Raw genomic sequence first — 14,106 nt, forward strand, 5'->3', positions numbered from 1 at the left:
AATCACTGAACCGACGTGGCCTCCCGCGCTTATTCTGTTTGCTTTGCGCCCACCCGCTTATCGCTTCTTCATCAATCCAAAAGGTCAAAGAGCCACGGTTAATAAGTGATTGGTTGTTTTGTAACGTGGTTTAGGCATGAGGCTACGAGAGATAGTGGACGTAGCAGATCAGATCGTAGGTTCTGGATTTAGTTCCATTGAATTACGCAACAAAGCCGCTAAGAAGCTTCAAGGTAAAGGTAAGTTAGGAGCGCTGTCTAAAACCCAGAAACTCTATGGGATAGAATCCCGCTTAAAAGGTGCGTCTATCGAGACACGAAAAGCTGAGCGTCAACGGCATGCTAAGCCGATACTGGATGAGATGTACGAGTGGATGACGACTCAACAAGTGATAGCTTCTAGCCCGCTGGGTAAAGCGATAAAATACACGCTCGGCCAATGGCCGAAGCTCATCCGCTATATTGATGACGGTCACTTATCGATAGACAATAATCGTGCTGAACGTGCAATAAAACCGCTGGATATAGGCAGAAAAAACTAGCTCTTCTCGACCAACCCTAACGGGGCTGAAGTGAGTGCGATGCTTTACAGTGTTGTTGCAAGTCAGGAGGGTGGTTGGTATAGCCCTGAAGGAGACGCATGTAACTACGGTAATGCTAATGTGTCGACATCTGACCGTGGGACCTCTTCGTGGGGACAAGACCCAACGGCTCAAACCTGCTTAGTTTCAATCAAAAAGTATCAGGAAAAAAAACGAAACATTGATTGTTTTGAAGGTCCAAAAGTGGTTAAAGGGTAGCTGCTTGTAAGCTAAACCTCACTTAACAATGAGCTCTGACTTCATTACGTCAGAGCTCTTTGTTAAGTGCTATACAGACGAAGTGGCATAACGTTTCGGAGTTATACCAAAAGCACGTTTAAAGTTTCTTGTTAAATGGCTTTGATCAAAAAAGCCGCACTCTAAAGCGGTATTAGCACAACTATCCCCTCATTACCGCATTCTTCTGTCTGTCCCGAATCGCTTTCGATGTTAGCTTTGCGTGATCACCATGCCTGCCAAAGAGCATTTCAAAGCAAACCGTCAGGATTCCTTTGTAATATCAAAAGCTGGCTCTTCTATAGCAATGTGCAACTGGCGAAGCAGACTAAAGAGTTCGGGGTCGTTTAGTATCGGTGATTTGATAAAGGGCAAAACATCCTGATCCGACTGCTCAAAATGGCGTTGTACCATCGCTAGTTCAAAGTAAAACATTCTATACTTCCAACCAGTGTGACAACCAGCAAAACCAGTATGAACTTCAGCAGGATTTATCGTCACGATCTGGTTTTCAGGAATAACGATATTATTGCCACGATAATAGAGACCTTCTGCCCCTTTCTCGATAACACCAATAGTAAGATCGTCATGCCAGTGCTTAGAAAATTCGAACTGTTGACAAGAGGCTTTCAGCAGTTCAGTACCTTCAAATGTGCCGCTTTGCCAAACCTTGGAAAATTACATCTACATAACCAGTTACTGTTTTGTCAGCAAATAGAGTTTATCGTCACATATAGTTAAGTAAAAGTATCTATTTCTTGAAGTGATAATTCAAATGTAGTTTTATACTCACTCCAACAATAGATATTTTCAGAATACAACATACCACAATAGAACAATCCCGTATTTGTTAAGTTTAGCCCATAAGAAGAGATAGTTAGCAAAGGCTATATCGGAAGATGGTAGCCAGAAAAACCGCTGAAAAAATAGCTCTGTTGATAGGTAGGTCAAACGATCAGAAGAAACTATTGATTGCCCAAGTCATCGGCATACTGATCCCTATTACTATCGTCTCTATTTTAGTTGCTAATATTCTAAAGAACCTCGCCTTGGATAATTTTGTATCCAGCAGTAACAACGAAATACGCCAGGTTGAAAATGCGGTTTCAATCTACTTTAAAGATATTGGAGAAAACCTCACCTATCTCGCAAAAAGCCCTCAATTGATCCATGCAGATGACAGCATAACTACCTACATGGGGAAACCGAGCGCAGAGATGACTCCGGAAGAAAATGGGTCTGTGGAACGGACTATTTACTCACTATTTGATCAGGTGGGTAAAACCCATCCTGAATATGCCTATATCTACATGGGAACTGAAGATGGTGGATTTATACAATGGCCTACAGGGGGAAGCCCTGAAAACTATGATCCTAGGGGCCGTCCATTTTATAAAGCTGCTAGCACCTCGCCTTCAGATATCGTTCGTGGACAGGCCTATTACTGGGAACCAGATGATGCTGTGATCTTAAGTACCACAAGGACATTTGACTCAAAAAATGGTCGAAGAGGTGGTGTTATTGCTATCGACGTTTCACTAAAAACTCTCACGGATATCATCAAAAATATCAAGCTTGGTGAAAACGGTTATCTAATGATGATCGAAGATTCAGGCAATATCCTGGTCGATGCAGGAAAGCCGGAAAACAGCTTTAAACAAATCGATGAACTTAGTGGAAGCTATCGCACAATTAATAATACAAAATCTGGCCTGGTCAATATTGAACTGGATGGACAAAGCTACATGGCTAATGTGTATGAATCTAAAGTGCTAGGCTGGAAGTTCGTTGGCATCATTAGTCAGGATGAAGTGATGAGCTCCCGTAATGAGACTCTGGAGCTCATTGTCTATACTGTGTCTGGGCTTATTCTCCTGTTCATATTTGTCGCTGCCCTATTCGCGAACACAATTGCTAAACCGCTACAAATTGTTTCTGACAGTCTTAAAGAAATCGCATCAGGTGAAGGTGATCTCACGAAGACAATCTCTATCGATTCCAAAGATGAAACTGGAAAACTGGCTAGTTACTTCAACCAATTCCTTGATGCAATAAAACTGATTGTTCTTCAAATCACCGAATCTGGTAAACAAATGCTTAACTCATCAGAGCAAGCGATCGAAATTGCAGGAAAAATGGCTGAAACATCGGATCGTCAAAGCCAAGCTCTGGAGCAAGTATCAACAGCATTCAATGAAATGGTTGCGACTGCCAACGAAGTATCTACTTCATGTGCTGCCGCAGCGGATTCTGCAACGGTTGGTCAAAAACTGGTTGATGAAGGTCGTCAGCATATTGATCTGGCAGTTCAAAGTGTCCACCTACTATCAGAAGCGCTAACTCAGTCTTCAAGCGAACTAAAGAGCCTAGAAAATGATACTCATGGAATCACTATGATTCTCGACACAATCAGAGATATTGCCGACCAAACTAATCTACTTGCATTGAATGCCGCTATTGAAGCAGCAAGAGCCGGAGAGCAAGGCCGAGGATTCGCTGTAGTTGCTGACGAAGTTCGCGCGCTCGCGAAGAGGACCGCAGATTCTACTCAGGAGATTGATGAGTTAGTCAACAGGCTTCAGGTTCAAACCAAACAAGTCACTCAACATATGAGTCATAGTCTCAATAATTCTAGCCAAACCGTAGAAATCACTCAGGCAGTACAGAGTAGCTTTCATGGAATTTCCAGTTCGGTTGACGTTATTCGTCAAATGAATATACAGATAGCAACAGCTGCAGAGCAAAAGCATCAAGTTGCAGAAGAAATCAACGGTCATATTCATCAAATACATCAAGATGCTGTAGTGGTTAAGGATATTTCTAACAGTGCGAATGACAATGCCAAGGAGCTTGATGATATCGCTTTGAATCTGAATACCCTTGTTTCCAGATTCAGGACGTAATTGATTGGGCTAATCCAAAAAAGGTCTTCAATACAAAAATCAAACGCTCATTTGTGTATGCGTAGTCATAATTTCCACATACAATAAGCGTTGTGCAACAAACTAAAGGTGGTAGAAAATGTTCATTTCCGTTCGAGAGCAGCATCTTAACAAAGGACGTAAGTACTGCATTTTGCAGTACTAAAACGGCTCTTCTCCGCTTTGTTGAGTCATAACGCAATACTTATGACTTCTACCATACTGACTAATAACCCTTTTTTAGCCAGTATGGATGAGTCCTATTTTGACCCAGTTACTTTCTCAGCTTTTACATATTCAGGGGCAGGCAATCCAGTCGATTAAGGTCGATGAATCCACTCAAACTGTTGACGTTTACTGTCGTCGAGACCGACGATTTAAAGTGACCGACCCCAAGTCTAACCAAGCTTGCACCGTCAATACTTACGTTTCTCGAACCATTTATGACTTGCCGATAAGTGGCCGATGTTGTCGAATTCATATTGAGCTTGCGCAAATCCGTACAACCGAAGGTGAGCGACGTATTGAAGAGTGTGACTTTGTAGAAAAAGGTGTACGTTATTCCAAACGATTCTGTGAACAAATTAGTGGTTTGTGCCGTCACATGCCCATCAGTGTGATTGCGAGACACTATGGACTTCGCTGGGAAACGATTAAGAATATTGACAAAGCGGCGCTGCATCGAACGTTGCCACCCTCTGAGCCGTCAAAACTCCGTGGATTAAAACGGATTGGCGTTGATGAAGTCGCAAAAGCCAAAGGGCACGACTATATGACTGTGGTGTATAACATGGATAACGGCCAATTGATTTGGGTCGAACATGGTCGTACACACCGCGTTCTCGAAGCCTTTCTCACACAACTTACCGAACAAACTGCCCAAGGGATTCAGGCCGTTGCAATGGATATGGGGAAGGCTTACCAAAAAGCCGTCAGAGAAAACCTGCCGAATGCTGACATCGTTTTTGACCGATTCCATGTCGTCCAACAATATAGCCAACTCATTCGACGAGAGCGTTCGTATGAGTTCAAAAAAGCGGTCTGTAGAGAAGATAAAACGCTGATTAAAGGCTCGCTTTACCTTCTATTAAAGAATCCAGAAAGGCTGTCAGAAAACCAAACGGACAAACTGAAAATGTTACTCAAAGCTAATCGCCGTCTGAGTGAAATCTACGTTCTTAAAGAGCAGCTAAAAAGTATCTGGCGAGCGGAAACCTATCAGCAAATGGCTTACCGTTTAGACGCTTGGTGTCAGTTAGCCAAAGCGACAAGAATAATGAGCGTGCAAGGTTTTGTATCCATGCTGCAAGACCACAAAGAAGGCATCTGTAACTTTGCAAAGTATGACCGACTAACCAGCTCTATCATCGAGGCAGGCAATGTATCAATAGGATTGTTGCGCAGAAGAGCACGAGGGATAAGAGATACCGAATACTTCAAACTGAAGATTAAACAGCTTTCAGTACCTGAGGTGAATTCAATGTTATACCCTTCTGTCAAGCTCATCTAAGCGGAGAAGAGCCACTAAAACTTATCCGAAGGGTAGATTCTGCCTCTGACCGCAAAACGATTTCTGTCGGGTGGACGACACTTGTTACCAAGTGCCGTCTCCCTAAGAACCCAGCGTGCAACTTTCACTGCACTAGGCTTAAGCCTCTACAAAGGCATCAAATGATACCCAGCAACTTATAAAGCAGTGAGAGCAGGTTCAATCCAAGAATTACGAGCTAGCCTTTTGTGTTTTCTCTTTCCCAAGTATTCTTGGTATTGAGGGTCGAAAGGTGTCACTGCGCTTCGGATCTTCACATGTCTTTCTATCGGCACTTTAGCTATTTGGAAAAGATTAAACTGGCAATCCATATCCTTTATCTTCTGCCAACCGTGAAACTGCCATTGGCCTTTTCGGTTGATGAAGTATTTCAAGGCGATCCAAGTTTTAGATTTTGTTGGATGTCGCCTTTTAGCCCAATGCCATAACGCTTGAAATAGTTTGTGACCGACATAACTGAATACCTGCTTAGCTACGCAGTGGCGATAATAGTTCGACCACCCTCTAAGCTTTGGGTTAATCAGTTTGATAAGGTCGTTCACCGGTAGGGTAACGTGCTTTTTGATGAGTCCGCGCAAGTTACTTAGGAACGTCAACGTATTGGCCTTGCTCGGTTTGATGAGCAGTTTTCCTTTGTACTTCCTATGGTTGAACCCAAGGAAGTCAAAACCGTCGTTGATGTGAGTAATGTGCGTTTTCTCTTCGGATAACGTTAAGCCTCGTACCGCTAAGAAGTCAGCAATCAGTGGTTTGATATCGTTCTCCAACACTTCCTTTGAAGCGCAGGTGACGACGAAATCGTCGGCATATCCAATAAAGTTAGCTCTTGCGCCTTTCTTAAGCGCGGTAGATTTAATGCGCTGTTCGAGACCCGATAACGTCATCAACATCAAGGTGGGGGATATAATTCCGCCTTGAGGCGTGCCTTCGTCGGTGTCGTAAAACAGCCCTTTGTCTACAAAGCCAGACTTTAGCCATTGCTTCAACATACGTTTATCAACAGCAACATTATCCATCAGCCATTGATGCCCAATTTTGTCGAAACAGGCTTTGATGTCCCCTTCAAGAACCCATTGTGCTGACCGTTTCTGACTCAAACAGATGAAACACTGGCCGATTGCGTCAGCCGTGCTGCGATTTGGTCTAAAACCATAACTATTAGGGTCGGCAAGCGTTTCGGACACAGGTTCTAATGCTAGAAGATGGAGAGCTTGTTGGGCTCTATCAATCATGCATGGAATACCCAGAGGCCTGAGCTTACCGTTCTTTTTGGGGATGTAGATACGCTTGAGTGGTTTAGCTTGATAAGCTTTCCGACTCAGTTGATTTACTGCTTTCATACGACGCGCGTCTGTGTTCCAGACAACGCCGTCTATTCCAGGCGTTTACTGCCTTTATTTTGAGAAACCCGCTTAACAGCAAGAAGTTCTGCTGAGCGAGAATGAGTCAGTATCCACTGCAATGCTTTAGCTTTGCCGTGTTTACCGTCTCTAGTTGCCTTTGCGATACGCATTTGAAGCTTTAAGACGTTCGCCTCTACGGCCTTCCAGTTAATGGATTGCCACTGTGCACTGTCAGAAGATGCACTAATCTCATTCGAAATCATCATTTGCTTTTCTTCCTTAATAAAGTTCTTCAAACTCTCTCGCAACGAGAGACCAGTTGGAAGTGGGCTCACTTTCGTGACCAGACACAAGTCTGTATCTACATCGTTACAATGCAGCCTTAGCTTTTTCCAACCTCCTATACCTGCATCACTATCGGCCACACAGGCTTTCCCAGAGGGAGTGATACAGGCTTACCATGTTCCGTATGCAGCGCGATGGTAGGTTAGGTGCCCGCTATGGTGCGAAGAGCGTGTTGATCACGAAAGAGCATTGGACAATCTCTTTCCTACTCTTAGTGCCTTTTGGCTACAGCGTATAAACCACTTCCGCTGCTTCGTAATATAACGCACCTTGAACGGATTCACGTGTGTTCACCATACTACCTGCCTAGCACTCACCCGATTTATGTGGTTATCAGGAGGAGCCTTCTCTCGCGATTTAGCTCCCGACAAGATAGTTTCTTGTCTTCGTTACATTGTCAGAGCCGCTACTTAATTCAGGCTCCTAGGCTCATCTGGTGATACAGATGGTCCATTCTTAACGCGATGGACAGCGCTGCATACGACCTCATGTCGCACGTCCAAAAATGAGTTTCAGAAGCATCGTTTAATCAAGCCAAGTGAGTACCTTATCAAACCCCTTTGGCGTTATATTGATGTACCAATCTAGATCCACTTTTTTGCGCATAACCAGTCCACACTCTTCAAGAGCTTTACATGAAACTCGGAAGTTGTTCGGGTGAATATCTCTCCCAAGCACTTGATTGACGGCCAGGTTGATGACGGTTGACTTACCTTCTTTTACTCCTTTAATGAACGCCTTGGCCAAACATCTTAAGACCTCTTTTTGAACCTGGCTCATTCTTGCTCTTTTCATTCTCTCTGCCTCTTAATCATTGCAACAATAATTAAATTAAAATTCTGAAAATTTGTTTATTTCATCAAGGGATAGGTTCGTGCTGGCTGCTATATGCTTGCATGTAGAGTCAGTATGAAGCCGACAGAGCGAAGCAACGTCAGTCAGCTCTTTACTCATTTAAAGAACAGCTTTGTTCGCGATTCTAAAGAGAGATATTTTTTCCTAGAACCTTATAGACCGTAGTCCTACTGCACTCTAACTCTTTACTGATCGCATGCTTGTTCATTCCTTGGCCTGCAAGCTCTTGAATACGTGTATGAAGCGTCTTATTAGGAAATCGGCCAAGATGCCTTCCTTCAGAGCGAGCACGCTCTCTGCCTTCATTACAACGCTGTAATATTCGTTTTCTTTCCATTTCAGCAAACGCCGATATGGTCGTATAAATAACTCGACCTACATCGCTATTGATATCTAAATCCCCCAAATCATGAAACACCAAACCCGCTTTCTTTTGCGCTAGTTGATCGGCAATTTGCAAAGCATCAATGGTATTTCGAGCAATGCGGTCGACTTTGGTAACATGAATAACATCTCCCTCCCTTGCAAAATCCAGCAACAGGTTAAGCTGTTTTCTATCAGAAGATTTACCGCTCGCTTGCTCTTGGTAAATTTTTTCACAACCAAGACGTTTAAGTTGTTCAAGTTGAACATCGAGCGTTTGGTCTTGGGTGCTAACACGAGCATAACCAATTTTCATAAAATGGCCTAAAAGTGAACTTAAAGATATTGATACACAAGTGTACATGTTCACTTTAAATTATAAAGACTAACTGAACAGTTATTAGATGATTGTGAGTAATGTCCATAAAGTTACACCTTAATGAACAGTTGTTAAAACAAAGCGGGGGAACAGCCTTAATCATTGCAACAATGATTAAGTCAAAAGAAAGATTTGGGTGCACCTTGGCATGGATCACAACACTGAATCAGGATACATGAGGTGATGATGAGCGTAAAACGCTTGTTCGGGGCGTTGTTGCATCGCTCGTATTTCGGAGCAGCACAATAATCACGAGGCTTCTACTGATATAATGCAGTTTTCGCCTCGAGGCTTACTTATCCATGCCAAACAAGTTTAACAATTCAAAGCGCCACCACATTCCAAAGCAAACCTATAAACTGACGAACTGGCCTGAATACAACCAATCATTGATGAACCGAGGACGAATCGATATTTGGATAAACGAAGAGCTCTTAGATACATGGAACCATAAAGACCGTACCTATGACGGCACTGGCTCTAGCCCTCACTATACTGATGAAGCTATATTGATATGTCATGAAATCCGAATGGTATTACGCTTACCCTTGCGTCAAGCTCAAGGTTATATTGATTCGTTATTTGACATGTTGGACTTCCCATTAACTTGCCCTAGCTACAGCCAACTTTCTCGTAGACTTCAAGGCCTAAATATCAAAACGCCACTCTACCCAAAGCAACATAACACACAGATTGAAAATAATGATGTCGTCGCGCTAACCATTGACTCTACAGGCTTAAAGAGGTTTGGTAGAGACGAATGGCATCAAGAAAAACACAAAGTGAGTAGTAAGCGTAGTTGGCGAAAAATGCATATTGGCTCCGATCACAGCCACTACATTAGAGCTGCAGTTATGACAGACAAGAACACGAAGGATGAGGCTGTAGTCGGAGATATTTGTGACCAAATAAGCGTACCGGTAGGACAAGTATTTGCGGATAAGGCCTATGACGAAAATACGGTATATGACACGTTAGATAGCCACTTCCCGGATGCTGATATTGTCATTCCACCCAAGGAAAATTTGCTCTACGATGAACAGCGAGACCATCGAGTACGAAGTCGAGCGATGATAGAAATTGCGGCGAAAGGTCAAATCGCCTGGCAAAAGAAGCACGAGTATGGAAAACGTGCTCATGGAGAATTGGCAATGCAGCGATATAAACGAACATTTGGTAACCAACTCCACAGCCGAAGTTTTAACAATCAAAAGATGGAAATGATGATTGCTTGTGGTGTTTTGAACCGCTTTACCGCAATGGGGATGCCTCAAAGTTATCGTTGCGCCTAAGATCTATCAAAAGACCAGAGGATTGAGCGATGCAACAGCGCCACTCTTAGGCCATAGATGAAAGATACAAGCGAAAAGCCTTGCCCGAAGGGTAACGCCCAACTCAAGCCTTCACCACAACGCAGCCCCTTCATTATCTATTCTTGGTAAGCGATTAAGTTAAAAAATATAGCGATAATAGAAATAACCATTGTCGCTATAGCTACCCAAAATGCATTTCTTGCATGTTTATTTGCTTGTTCTGCTTTCAAATTAGATTGATACGTAAGATAGCCAAAATAAGCAGGTGCATTTAAAGACCACCTTCCTTGTTCTGCGTGTTGATATGTTGAGGTATTAATTGTAGTTAATCGTTCTAAACTTGATGGCCCTTGTGGTTCCAAACAAGTAGACCTCAGTATTTCAGCGATTCGATAAATCGAAATACCATTAAGTTCTTTCGATTGAGAGGCTTCAGCAACACTAAAATGCTCTCCCTTCTTGGCGTTGTTAATCACAAATTCAACAACTCTTAACACATCAGGCTTTGTCACACCCCTCCCCCAAATTTAATTTTACTAACAATGAGAACGGATACCGTAGGGTGATGTTCCACTGATTTGATAACACCGCCACAGCTACCATGTTCATTATCCCAATAAATTGTATCGCCTTTACTTACTGGATTAACAAAATACGCATCCGTACCTTCTGATCTAGCAGCACCTTCATTCTCTTGAGTGAGTACTATGAAGTATTTGAATTTTCCAGACATTTTTCCCTCTTAATCGTGTAGTTCGCTATGTTGTGACTCGTTAAAAGCAAGTTCGTAAGCCATTTTCAGCACCTCGTTTCGCTCCATTTTTGAAGTAATATGCCCCTCAAAACCAATGCAAGACTTATCATCAAGACCTTTTTGGTAATAACCATAAATAACGCTCAAATCTTTTATTGAGACCTCAGAATCATCAGGCAAGGCATTAACAAGCTTAACTAAATCGCTTTTAGGTATTTTCACGAATTTCCCCTAGTTAGCTTGTTTGAATTGAACGGCCAGTAAGCCCTTTATACACAACAGCAATAACTTGATAGCCCATTGATTCAAAACGCTTCTTAACGGTCGTGTTGTTAGCGCCAGTTGCTACGGTCTTTTTAGTTGTCATATCTCCAGACCGATTTCTGTACGATACTTCAAATTTTTTTTCTGGTGTCATTGTTGGCATGAATTTCCCCTTACTTTTAACAAAATTAGTAATATGTGTTAAAACAAAATCGAGGTTGGCGGTTTCTAGGTAGCCCATTTGCGCCAGCGGTTAGCAAGGCTTATCTTTGGTAAGTAATCTACCCACCAATAGACTGGTCTATTAACCCCATCCTCATGCACTGTTTTTCCATTCCTAGCCGAAAATTGCTGTAACTAGCCACGCAATGAACGCGCTAAAAACAACATTCGCAGTCAAAAAATATAGCTTTTTCGCACCTTCCGTTTTTTGAAAGGCTTCTGTTGATGCCTGTCTTGCTCCACCAAGGACAAAACAGATAGCAAATGTAATCCAAAACATCCATTTCCCCCAACCGTTCATAGACGCTTTCACCTACGATTTTTTTACATCAAACTCAATCATTGTTGTTTTAAACAACTAGATTGAACAGTAGAAAGCTCTGATTCATGCAGGTAGCTTCCCTGTACTGGAGGTGGGGGAATTAGTTTTGGTGTTTGAGTATTTTCTAAGGTTAATCCACTAACATGTATTAGCCCTATAACATCATTTTCTTCATCTAAAGCCCAAACTGCCACTCGGTAGACGACATATGGTTTATCGTCTTTATCTACAACATTTTCATGTACAAAGTACCATCCATCTGCTTGCGTGATTTGGTTATATTTAGCCATGTGTTTATTTACCCCTGCTTTTCCAGTTCGTCAGCAATATCGCGAAGCACCTCGATCCATTTTTCTTTAGCTTCACCCTTGAACGTCATATTTTCGAAAGATTGCTTAAGTGAAAAAGTGGATAACGGAACTTCTGGTGATAAGGAAATATTCACTATTCCAGCGGCAATATCATCAATGATAAGTGAAGGTTTGATAGGCCATGACAAACCTTTTGGATCTGTTTCATACTGCATACTTTACCCCTTATCTTCGACTGGAATTAGTTCATAGGCGATTTCAGACTGTTCAAAAAAATCTAGTAGTTTTTGAAAGTGCTTACGGTTTTTGTAAACCTTTGCATTATCGAAAGAAGTAGTAATTGAGCAATTCGTACCGCATCGTTTGATTGCGGTAACGTATGACCTGTCTAGCCCCTCTTCACTGTTACGAACCGAAAGCCTCTGTGTTATTTCAATAACCCATGCCATAACCTTTTTCCCCTTATATTGACCGTAGTGCATCTTCATACATTTTGAACGGTGCATCACAACTGAATGAATCTAAAACTATTGGCTTTTTTAAAAACCATGACTCAATGTACATATCAATCAAGCTCTCTGCCGTTTCAGTATCTAAAGAAAACCACTCAGATAGAGTATCTTCATGAGTTAGCTGTCTAAATTCTTCTAACTCCAGATGAATTGCTGCTTCTGCCTTAGAAAGAAGCTTGTGTGGAACACAATATGCGACTTGAAGGTGAAGTTTAGGATCTGCTGTTCTTAGATTCAGATATCTTTTTAATGGGTTGTTAATTGTTTTGCCTATTTTACAACGAGAGTAATCAGATGAAGATCCTATAATATAAATCCAACCGACATTATTCATAACATATTCCCTCGTTTATTCTTCAAACAGAGACTCAGCCCCAATCAACGGGATAAGTCTTAGTAAAACATCTTCCATCACACCGTTTTCAGCGGTGGTTATCTTCTTCGCGTTACGGTCTTTCCAAGAGAGTGTTTGAATCAAACTTGATGCCACGACACTAGGTTTATCCAAATTCATTACCGGAACCTCGGTAGCTTGACCTCGAATACTGGTACTAATCGGACAACAGATAAGTAACCCCGTTTGCTGATTATATTCTTTACTTGAAAGGACAAGAGCAGGACGGTATTTACCGATCTCCTTGCCTTTCACGGGTTCAAAATCTAACCAGATAATGTCATTACGTTTAGGGATGTACTGAGCCATTACTCGCCTAACTCCTTACCAGAAACAACCGCTAATTCGTCAGCATGTGCCGTATGAGCATCTAAGCCGTTCAGAAGTTCTTTTTCGCTGAACGGAAAGCGTTTCTTCGGGCGTTTGATTGGTTCGATAGTGATTTTTTTACCATCGGCTTTAACCTCAATATCAGCCCCTTCAACCAAACCAAGCTGACGAATGAACGTAGCAGGAATTATGTTGCCAAGACTATTGCCAATTTTTCGTACTTGAGTGCGCATATCTCAACCTCTATGTGTGTACATTGTTATAACAATAGTGATTGTATATATTTTAATCTTGGTGTCAACATTGTTATAACTACAATGCTAGTTCAGCCGCTTTAGATAATTGGTTCGTTGAAATGTCGATGTACTCCAAACTCATTGACGGTTCAGCATGGCCTAATGCTCTTTGTATTGCGTTTAACTCAATCCCTTGAGCATTCATGTTCGAACCGTAACTTCTACGCCCTGTGTGGCTACTACAGCCTTTTAATCCGCTCCGCTGATAGATATTCCTGATCATCAACTCCAGTACATCACAAGCCTGATAATCAACCTGTTCACCTGCCTGATTTATTCTAGTTTTACGCTTCATCGAGTAGCTACGTGCACGATTGTTCAACACAAGTTTACTTAGCGGGTTTAGTCCCTGGTAGCTGTTGTTAAAAGTGGTTGCCCAATTGTGCGACTTTCGGTAATCAACCCACTCTTGGATCATTTGTTTGGCTAATTTACTTAACCAGATAGAACGGGGCTTTCTTCGTTTACACAGTGAAGCTCTAAGGTAGATCTCTTCTTTAATTTTGCCAGTAGGCATCAGTACATCATCAACTGTGAGTTGGGCGAGTTCAGAGACTCGCAAAGTCGAAAAAGACAAGGCCAAAACCACACGCTTTAGCTCAGGGTTTTGCATTAGTTGGCATCGAACAAGTAACTTGCGGATTTGTGACGGGGTAAGGCTTTTTGCTTTGGCTCTAGCTTTAGTCATTGTGTATTTTCCTCTTAGAGTCAGAAATACACACACAAGCAGATTAGAGCGTGTTGTTCATGGTATCACACGGAATTACTGGCTTTGGGGGAAAACGTTCCGTAGTATCGAAATCAACTGATCACGAT

At 42.2% G+C, this 14,106-nt stretch carries 19 protein-coding genes and 4 pseudogenes; 5 read left to right on the forward strand and 18 right to left on the reverse strand.

The window, feature by feature from the left end:
- Window positions 1-138, reverse strand: a pseudogene (locus AB6D07_RS19770) (transposase); the annotation flags it as partial.
- 79 nt (window positions 139-217) lie between these two features.
- On the opposite strand from AB6D07_RS19770, the pseudogene AB6D07_RS19775 reads away from it, so the two are divergent.
- A pseudogene (locus tag AB6D07_RS19775) lies at window positions 218-538 on the forward strand (transposase); the annotation flags it as partial.
- Between the two features lie 33 nt (window positions 539-571).
- Window positions 572-799, forward strand: coding sequence for a hypothetical protein (locus AB6D07_RS19780; protein WP_371995614.1), 228 nt, complete (start codon window positions 572-574; stop codon window positions 797-799).
- Between the two features lie 69 nt (window positions 800-868).
- Here the strand turns inward: AB6D07_RS19780 and AB6D07_RS19785 are convergent.
- Both AB6D07_RS19785 and AB6D07_RS19790 read right to left on the reverse strand, forming a co-directional pair.
- A pseudogene (locus tag AB6D07_RS19785) lies at window positions 869-973 on the reverse strand (AraC family transcriptional regulator); the annotation flags it as partial.
- 108 nt (window positions 974-1,081) lie between these two features.
- Entirely contained in the window at window positions 1,082-1,453 is a 372-nt protein-coding gene (locus AB6D07_RS19790) for an AraC family ligand binding domain-containing protein (protein ID WP_198928818.1), read from the reverse strand.
- Between the two features lie 263 nt (window positions 1,454-1,716).
- Between AB6D07_RS19790 and AB6D07_RS19795 the strand changes: the two genes are divergently transcribed.
- Complete coding sequence (locus AB6D07_RS19795) at window positions 1,717-3,720, forward strand: methyl-accepting chemotaxis protein (RefSeq protein ID WP_372092076.1); 2,004 nt, start codon at window positions 1,717-1,719, stop codon at window positions 3,718-3,720.
- A gap of 283 nt (window positions 3,721-4,003) precedes the next feature.
- The gene (locus tag AB6D07_RS19800) at window positions 4,004-5,248 is read left to right on the forward strand and encodes an ISL3 family transposase (RefSeq protein WP_371695606.1); all 1,245 of its coding nucleotides are present in this window, start codon (window positions 4,004-4,006) and stop codon (window positions 5,246-5,248) included.
- A 176-nt stretch (window positions 5,249-5,424) separates the two neighbouring features.
- Here AB6D07_RS19800 and ltrA read toward each other — a convergent pair.
- The 3 genes and pseudogenes from ltrA to AB6D07_RS19815 form a co-directional block, all read right to left on the reverse strand.
- Window positions 5,425-6,896: pseudogene (ltrA, locus tag AB6D07_RS19805) on the reverse strand (group II intron reverse transcriptase/maturase).
- A gap of 604 nt (window positions 6,897-7,500) precedes the next feature.
- Window positions 7,501-7,770, reverse strand: a complete 270-nt coding sequence (locus AB6D07_RS19810; RefSeq protein WP_029223978.1) for a hypothetical protein — start codon at window positions 7,768-7,770, stop codon at window positions 7,501-7,503.
- 184 nt (window positions 7,771-7,954) lie between these two features.
- Window positions 7,955-8,509, reverse strand: coding sequence for a recombinase family protein (locus AB6D07_RS19815; protein ID WP_076678502.1), 555 nt, complete (start codon window positions 8,507-8,509; stop codon window positions 7,955-7,957).
- 365 nt (window positions 8,510-8,874) lie between these two features.
- Between AB6D07_RS19815 and AB6D07_RS19820 the strand changes: the two genes are divergently transcribed.
- Window positions 8,875-9,864: an IS5 family transposase gene (locus tag AB6D07_RS19820; protein WP_017098254.1), complete on the forward strand. Its 990-nt coding sequence runs from the start codon at window positions 8,875-8,877 to the stop codon at window positions 9,862-9,864.
- Between the two features lie 137 nt (window positions 9,865-10,001).
- Here AB6D07_RS19820 and AB6D07_RS19825 read toward each other — a convergent pair whose 3' ends face one another.
- The 12 genes from AB6D07_RS19825 to AB6D07_RS19880 all read right to left on the reverse strand — a co-directional run bounded on the left by AB6D07_RS19825 (window position 10,002) and on the right by AB6D07_RS19880 (window position 13,978).
- On the reverse strand, window positions 10,002-10,397 hold the full coding sequence (locus AB6D07_RS19825) for a hypothetical protein (protein ID WP_017098253.1): 396 nt from the start codon (window positions 10,395-10,397) through the stop codon (window positions 10,002-10,004).
- On the reverse strand, window positions 10,394-10,618 hold the full coding sequence (locus AB6D07_RS19830; RefSeq protein WP_017098252.1) for a hypothetical protein: 225 nt from the start codon (window positions 10,616-10,618) through the stop codon (window positions 10,394-10,396). The genes AB6D07_RS19825 and AB6D07_RS19830 overlap by 4 nt, the downstream gene beginning before the upstream one ends.
- 9 nt (window positions 10,619-10,627) lie before the next feature.
- Window positions 10,628-10,861, reverse strand: a complete 234-nt coding sequence (locus tag AB6D07_RS19835; protein WP_017098251.1) for a hypothetical protein — start codon at window positions 10,859-10,861, stop codon at window positions 10,628-10,630.
- A 13-nt stretch (window positions 10,862-10,874) separates the two neighbouring features.
- A complete protein-coding gene (locus AB6D07_RS19840; RefSeq protein ID WP_269461135.1) occupies window positions 10,875-11,006 on the reverse strand; it encodes a hypothetical protein in 132 nt (43 codons plus the stop codon).
- Between the two features lie 234 nt (window positions 11,007-11,240).
- Entirely contained in the window at window positions 11,241-11,426 is a 186-nt protein-coding gene (locus tag AB6D07_RS19845; protein WP_017098249.1) for a hypothetical protein, read from the reverse strand.
- A gap of 38 nt (window positions 11,427-11,464) precedes the next feature.
- On the reverse strand, window positions 11,465-11,737 hold the full coding sequence (locus tag AB6D07_RS19850; RefSeq protein WP_017098248.1) for a hypothetical protein: 273 nt from the start codon (window positions 11,735-11,737) through the stop codon (window positions 11,465-11,467).
- An 8-nt stretch (window positions 11,738-11,745) separates the two neighbouring features.
- Complete coding sequence (locus AB6D07_RS19855) at window positions 11,746-11,973, reverse strand: hypothetical protein (RefSeq protein ID WP_017098247.1); 228 nt, start codon at window positions 11,971-11,973, stop codon at window positions 11,746-11,748.
- A gap of 3 nt (window positions 11,974-11,976) precedes the next feature.
- Window positions 11,977-12,207, reverse strand: coding sequence for a hypothetical protein (locus AB6D07_RS19860; protein WP_029223979.1), 231 nt, complete (start codon window positions 12,205-12,207; stop codon window positions 11,977-11,979).
- Window positions 12,208-12,220: 13 nt separating this feature from the next.
- A complete protein-coding gene (locus AB6D07_RS19865) occupies window positions 12,221-12,604 on the reverse strand; it encodes a GIY-YIG nuclease family protein (RefSeq protein WP_017098245.1) in 384 nt (127 codons plus the stop codon).
- A gap of 15 nt (window positions 12,605-12,619) precedes the next feature.
- Entirely contained in the window at window positions 12,620-12,973 is a 354-nt protein-coding gene (locus AB6D07_RS19870) for a type II toxin-antitoxin system PemK/MazF family toxin (protein WP_017098244.1), read from the reverse strand.
- Entirely contained in the window at window positions 12,973-13,227 is a 255-nt protein-coding gene (locus AB6D07_RS19875) for an AbrB/MazE/SpoVT family DNA-binding domain-containing protein (RefSeq protein WP_017098243.1), read from the reverse strand. Before AB6D07_RS19875 ends, AB6D07_RS19870 begins: the two co-directional genes overlap by 1 nt.
- A 79-nt stretch (window positions 13,228-13,306) precedes the next feature.
- Window positions 13,307-13,978, reverse strand: a complete 672-nt coding sequence (locus AB6D07_RS19880; protein WP_017098242.1) for a site-specific integrase — start codon at window positions 13,976-13,978, stop codon at window positions 13,307-13,309.
- Window positions 13,979-14,106: the final 128 nt, after the last annotated feature.

The sequence above is a fragment of the Vibrio sp. 10N.239.312.C11 genome, from assembly GCF_041466065.1.
Taxonomy (GTDB): domain Bacteria; phylum Pseudomonadota; class Gammaproteobacteria; order Enterobacterales; family Vibrionaceae; genus Vibrio; species Vibrio tasmaniensis_A.

Bases quoted from the DNA above. Each gene is read 5' to 3' on its own strand.
- AB6D07_RS19795 (WP_372092076.1), top strand. From the start codon at position 1,717: ATGGTAGCCAGAAAAACCGCTGAAAAAATAGCTCTGTTGATAGGTAGG.
- AB6D07_RS19810 (WP_029223978.1), bottom strand. From the start codon at position 7,770: ATGAAAAGAGCAAGAATGAGCCAGGTTCAAAAAGAGGTCTTAAGATGT.
- AB6D07_RS19815 (WP_076678502.1), bottom strand. From the start codon at position 8,509: ATGAAAATTGGTTATGCTCGTGTTAGCACCCAAGACCAAACGCTCGAT.
- AB6D07_RS19820 (WP_017098254.1), top strand. From the start codon at position 8,875: ATGCCAAACAAGTTTAACAATTCAAAGCGCCACCACATTCCAAAGCAA.
- AB6D07_RS19830 (WP_017098252.1), bottom strand. From the start codon at position 10,618: ATGTCTGGAAAATTCAAATACTTCATAGTACTCACTCAAGAGAATGAA.
- AB6D07_RS19840 (WP_269461135.1), bottom strand. From the start codon at position 11,006: ATGACAACTAAAAAGACCGTAGCAACTGGCGCTAACAACACGACCGTT.
- AB6D07_RS19845 (WP_017098249.1), bottom strand. From the start codon at position 11,426: ATGAACGGTTGGGGGAAATGGATGTTTTGGATTACATTTGCTATCTGT.
- AB6D07_RS19850 (WP_017098248.1), bottom strand. From the start codon at position 11,737: ATGGCTAAATATAACCAAATCACGCAAGCAGATGGATGGTACTTTGTA.
- AB6D07_RS19855 (WP_017098247.1), bottom strand. From the start codon at position 11,973: ATGCAGTATGAAACAGATCCAAAAGGTTTGTCATGGCCTATCAAACCT.
- AB6D07_RS19860 (WP_029223979.1), bottom strand. From the start codon at position 12,207: ATGGCATGGGTTATTGAAATAACACAGAGGCTTTCGGTTCGTAACAGT.
- AB6D07_RS19865 (WP_017098245.1), bottom strand. From the start codon at position 12,604: ATGAATAATGTCGGTTGGATTTATATTATAGGATCTTCATCTGATTAC.
- AB6D07_RS19870 (WP_017098244.1), bottom strand. From the start codon at position 12,973: ATGGCTCAGTACATCCCTAAACGTAATGACATTATCTGGTTAGATTTT.
- AB6D07_RS19875 (WP_017098243.1), bottom strand. From the start codon at position 13,227: ATGCGCACTCAAGTACGAAAAATTGGCAATAGTCTTGGCAACATAATT.
- AB6D07_RS19880 (WP_017098242.1), bottom strand. From the start codon at position 13,978: ATGACTAAAGCTAGAGCCAAAGCAAAAAGCCTTACCCCGTCACAAATC.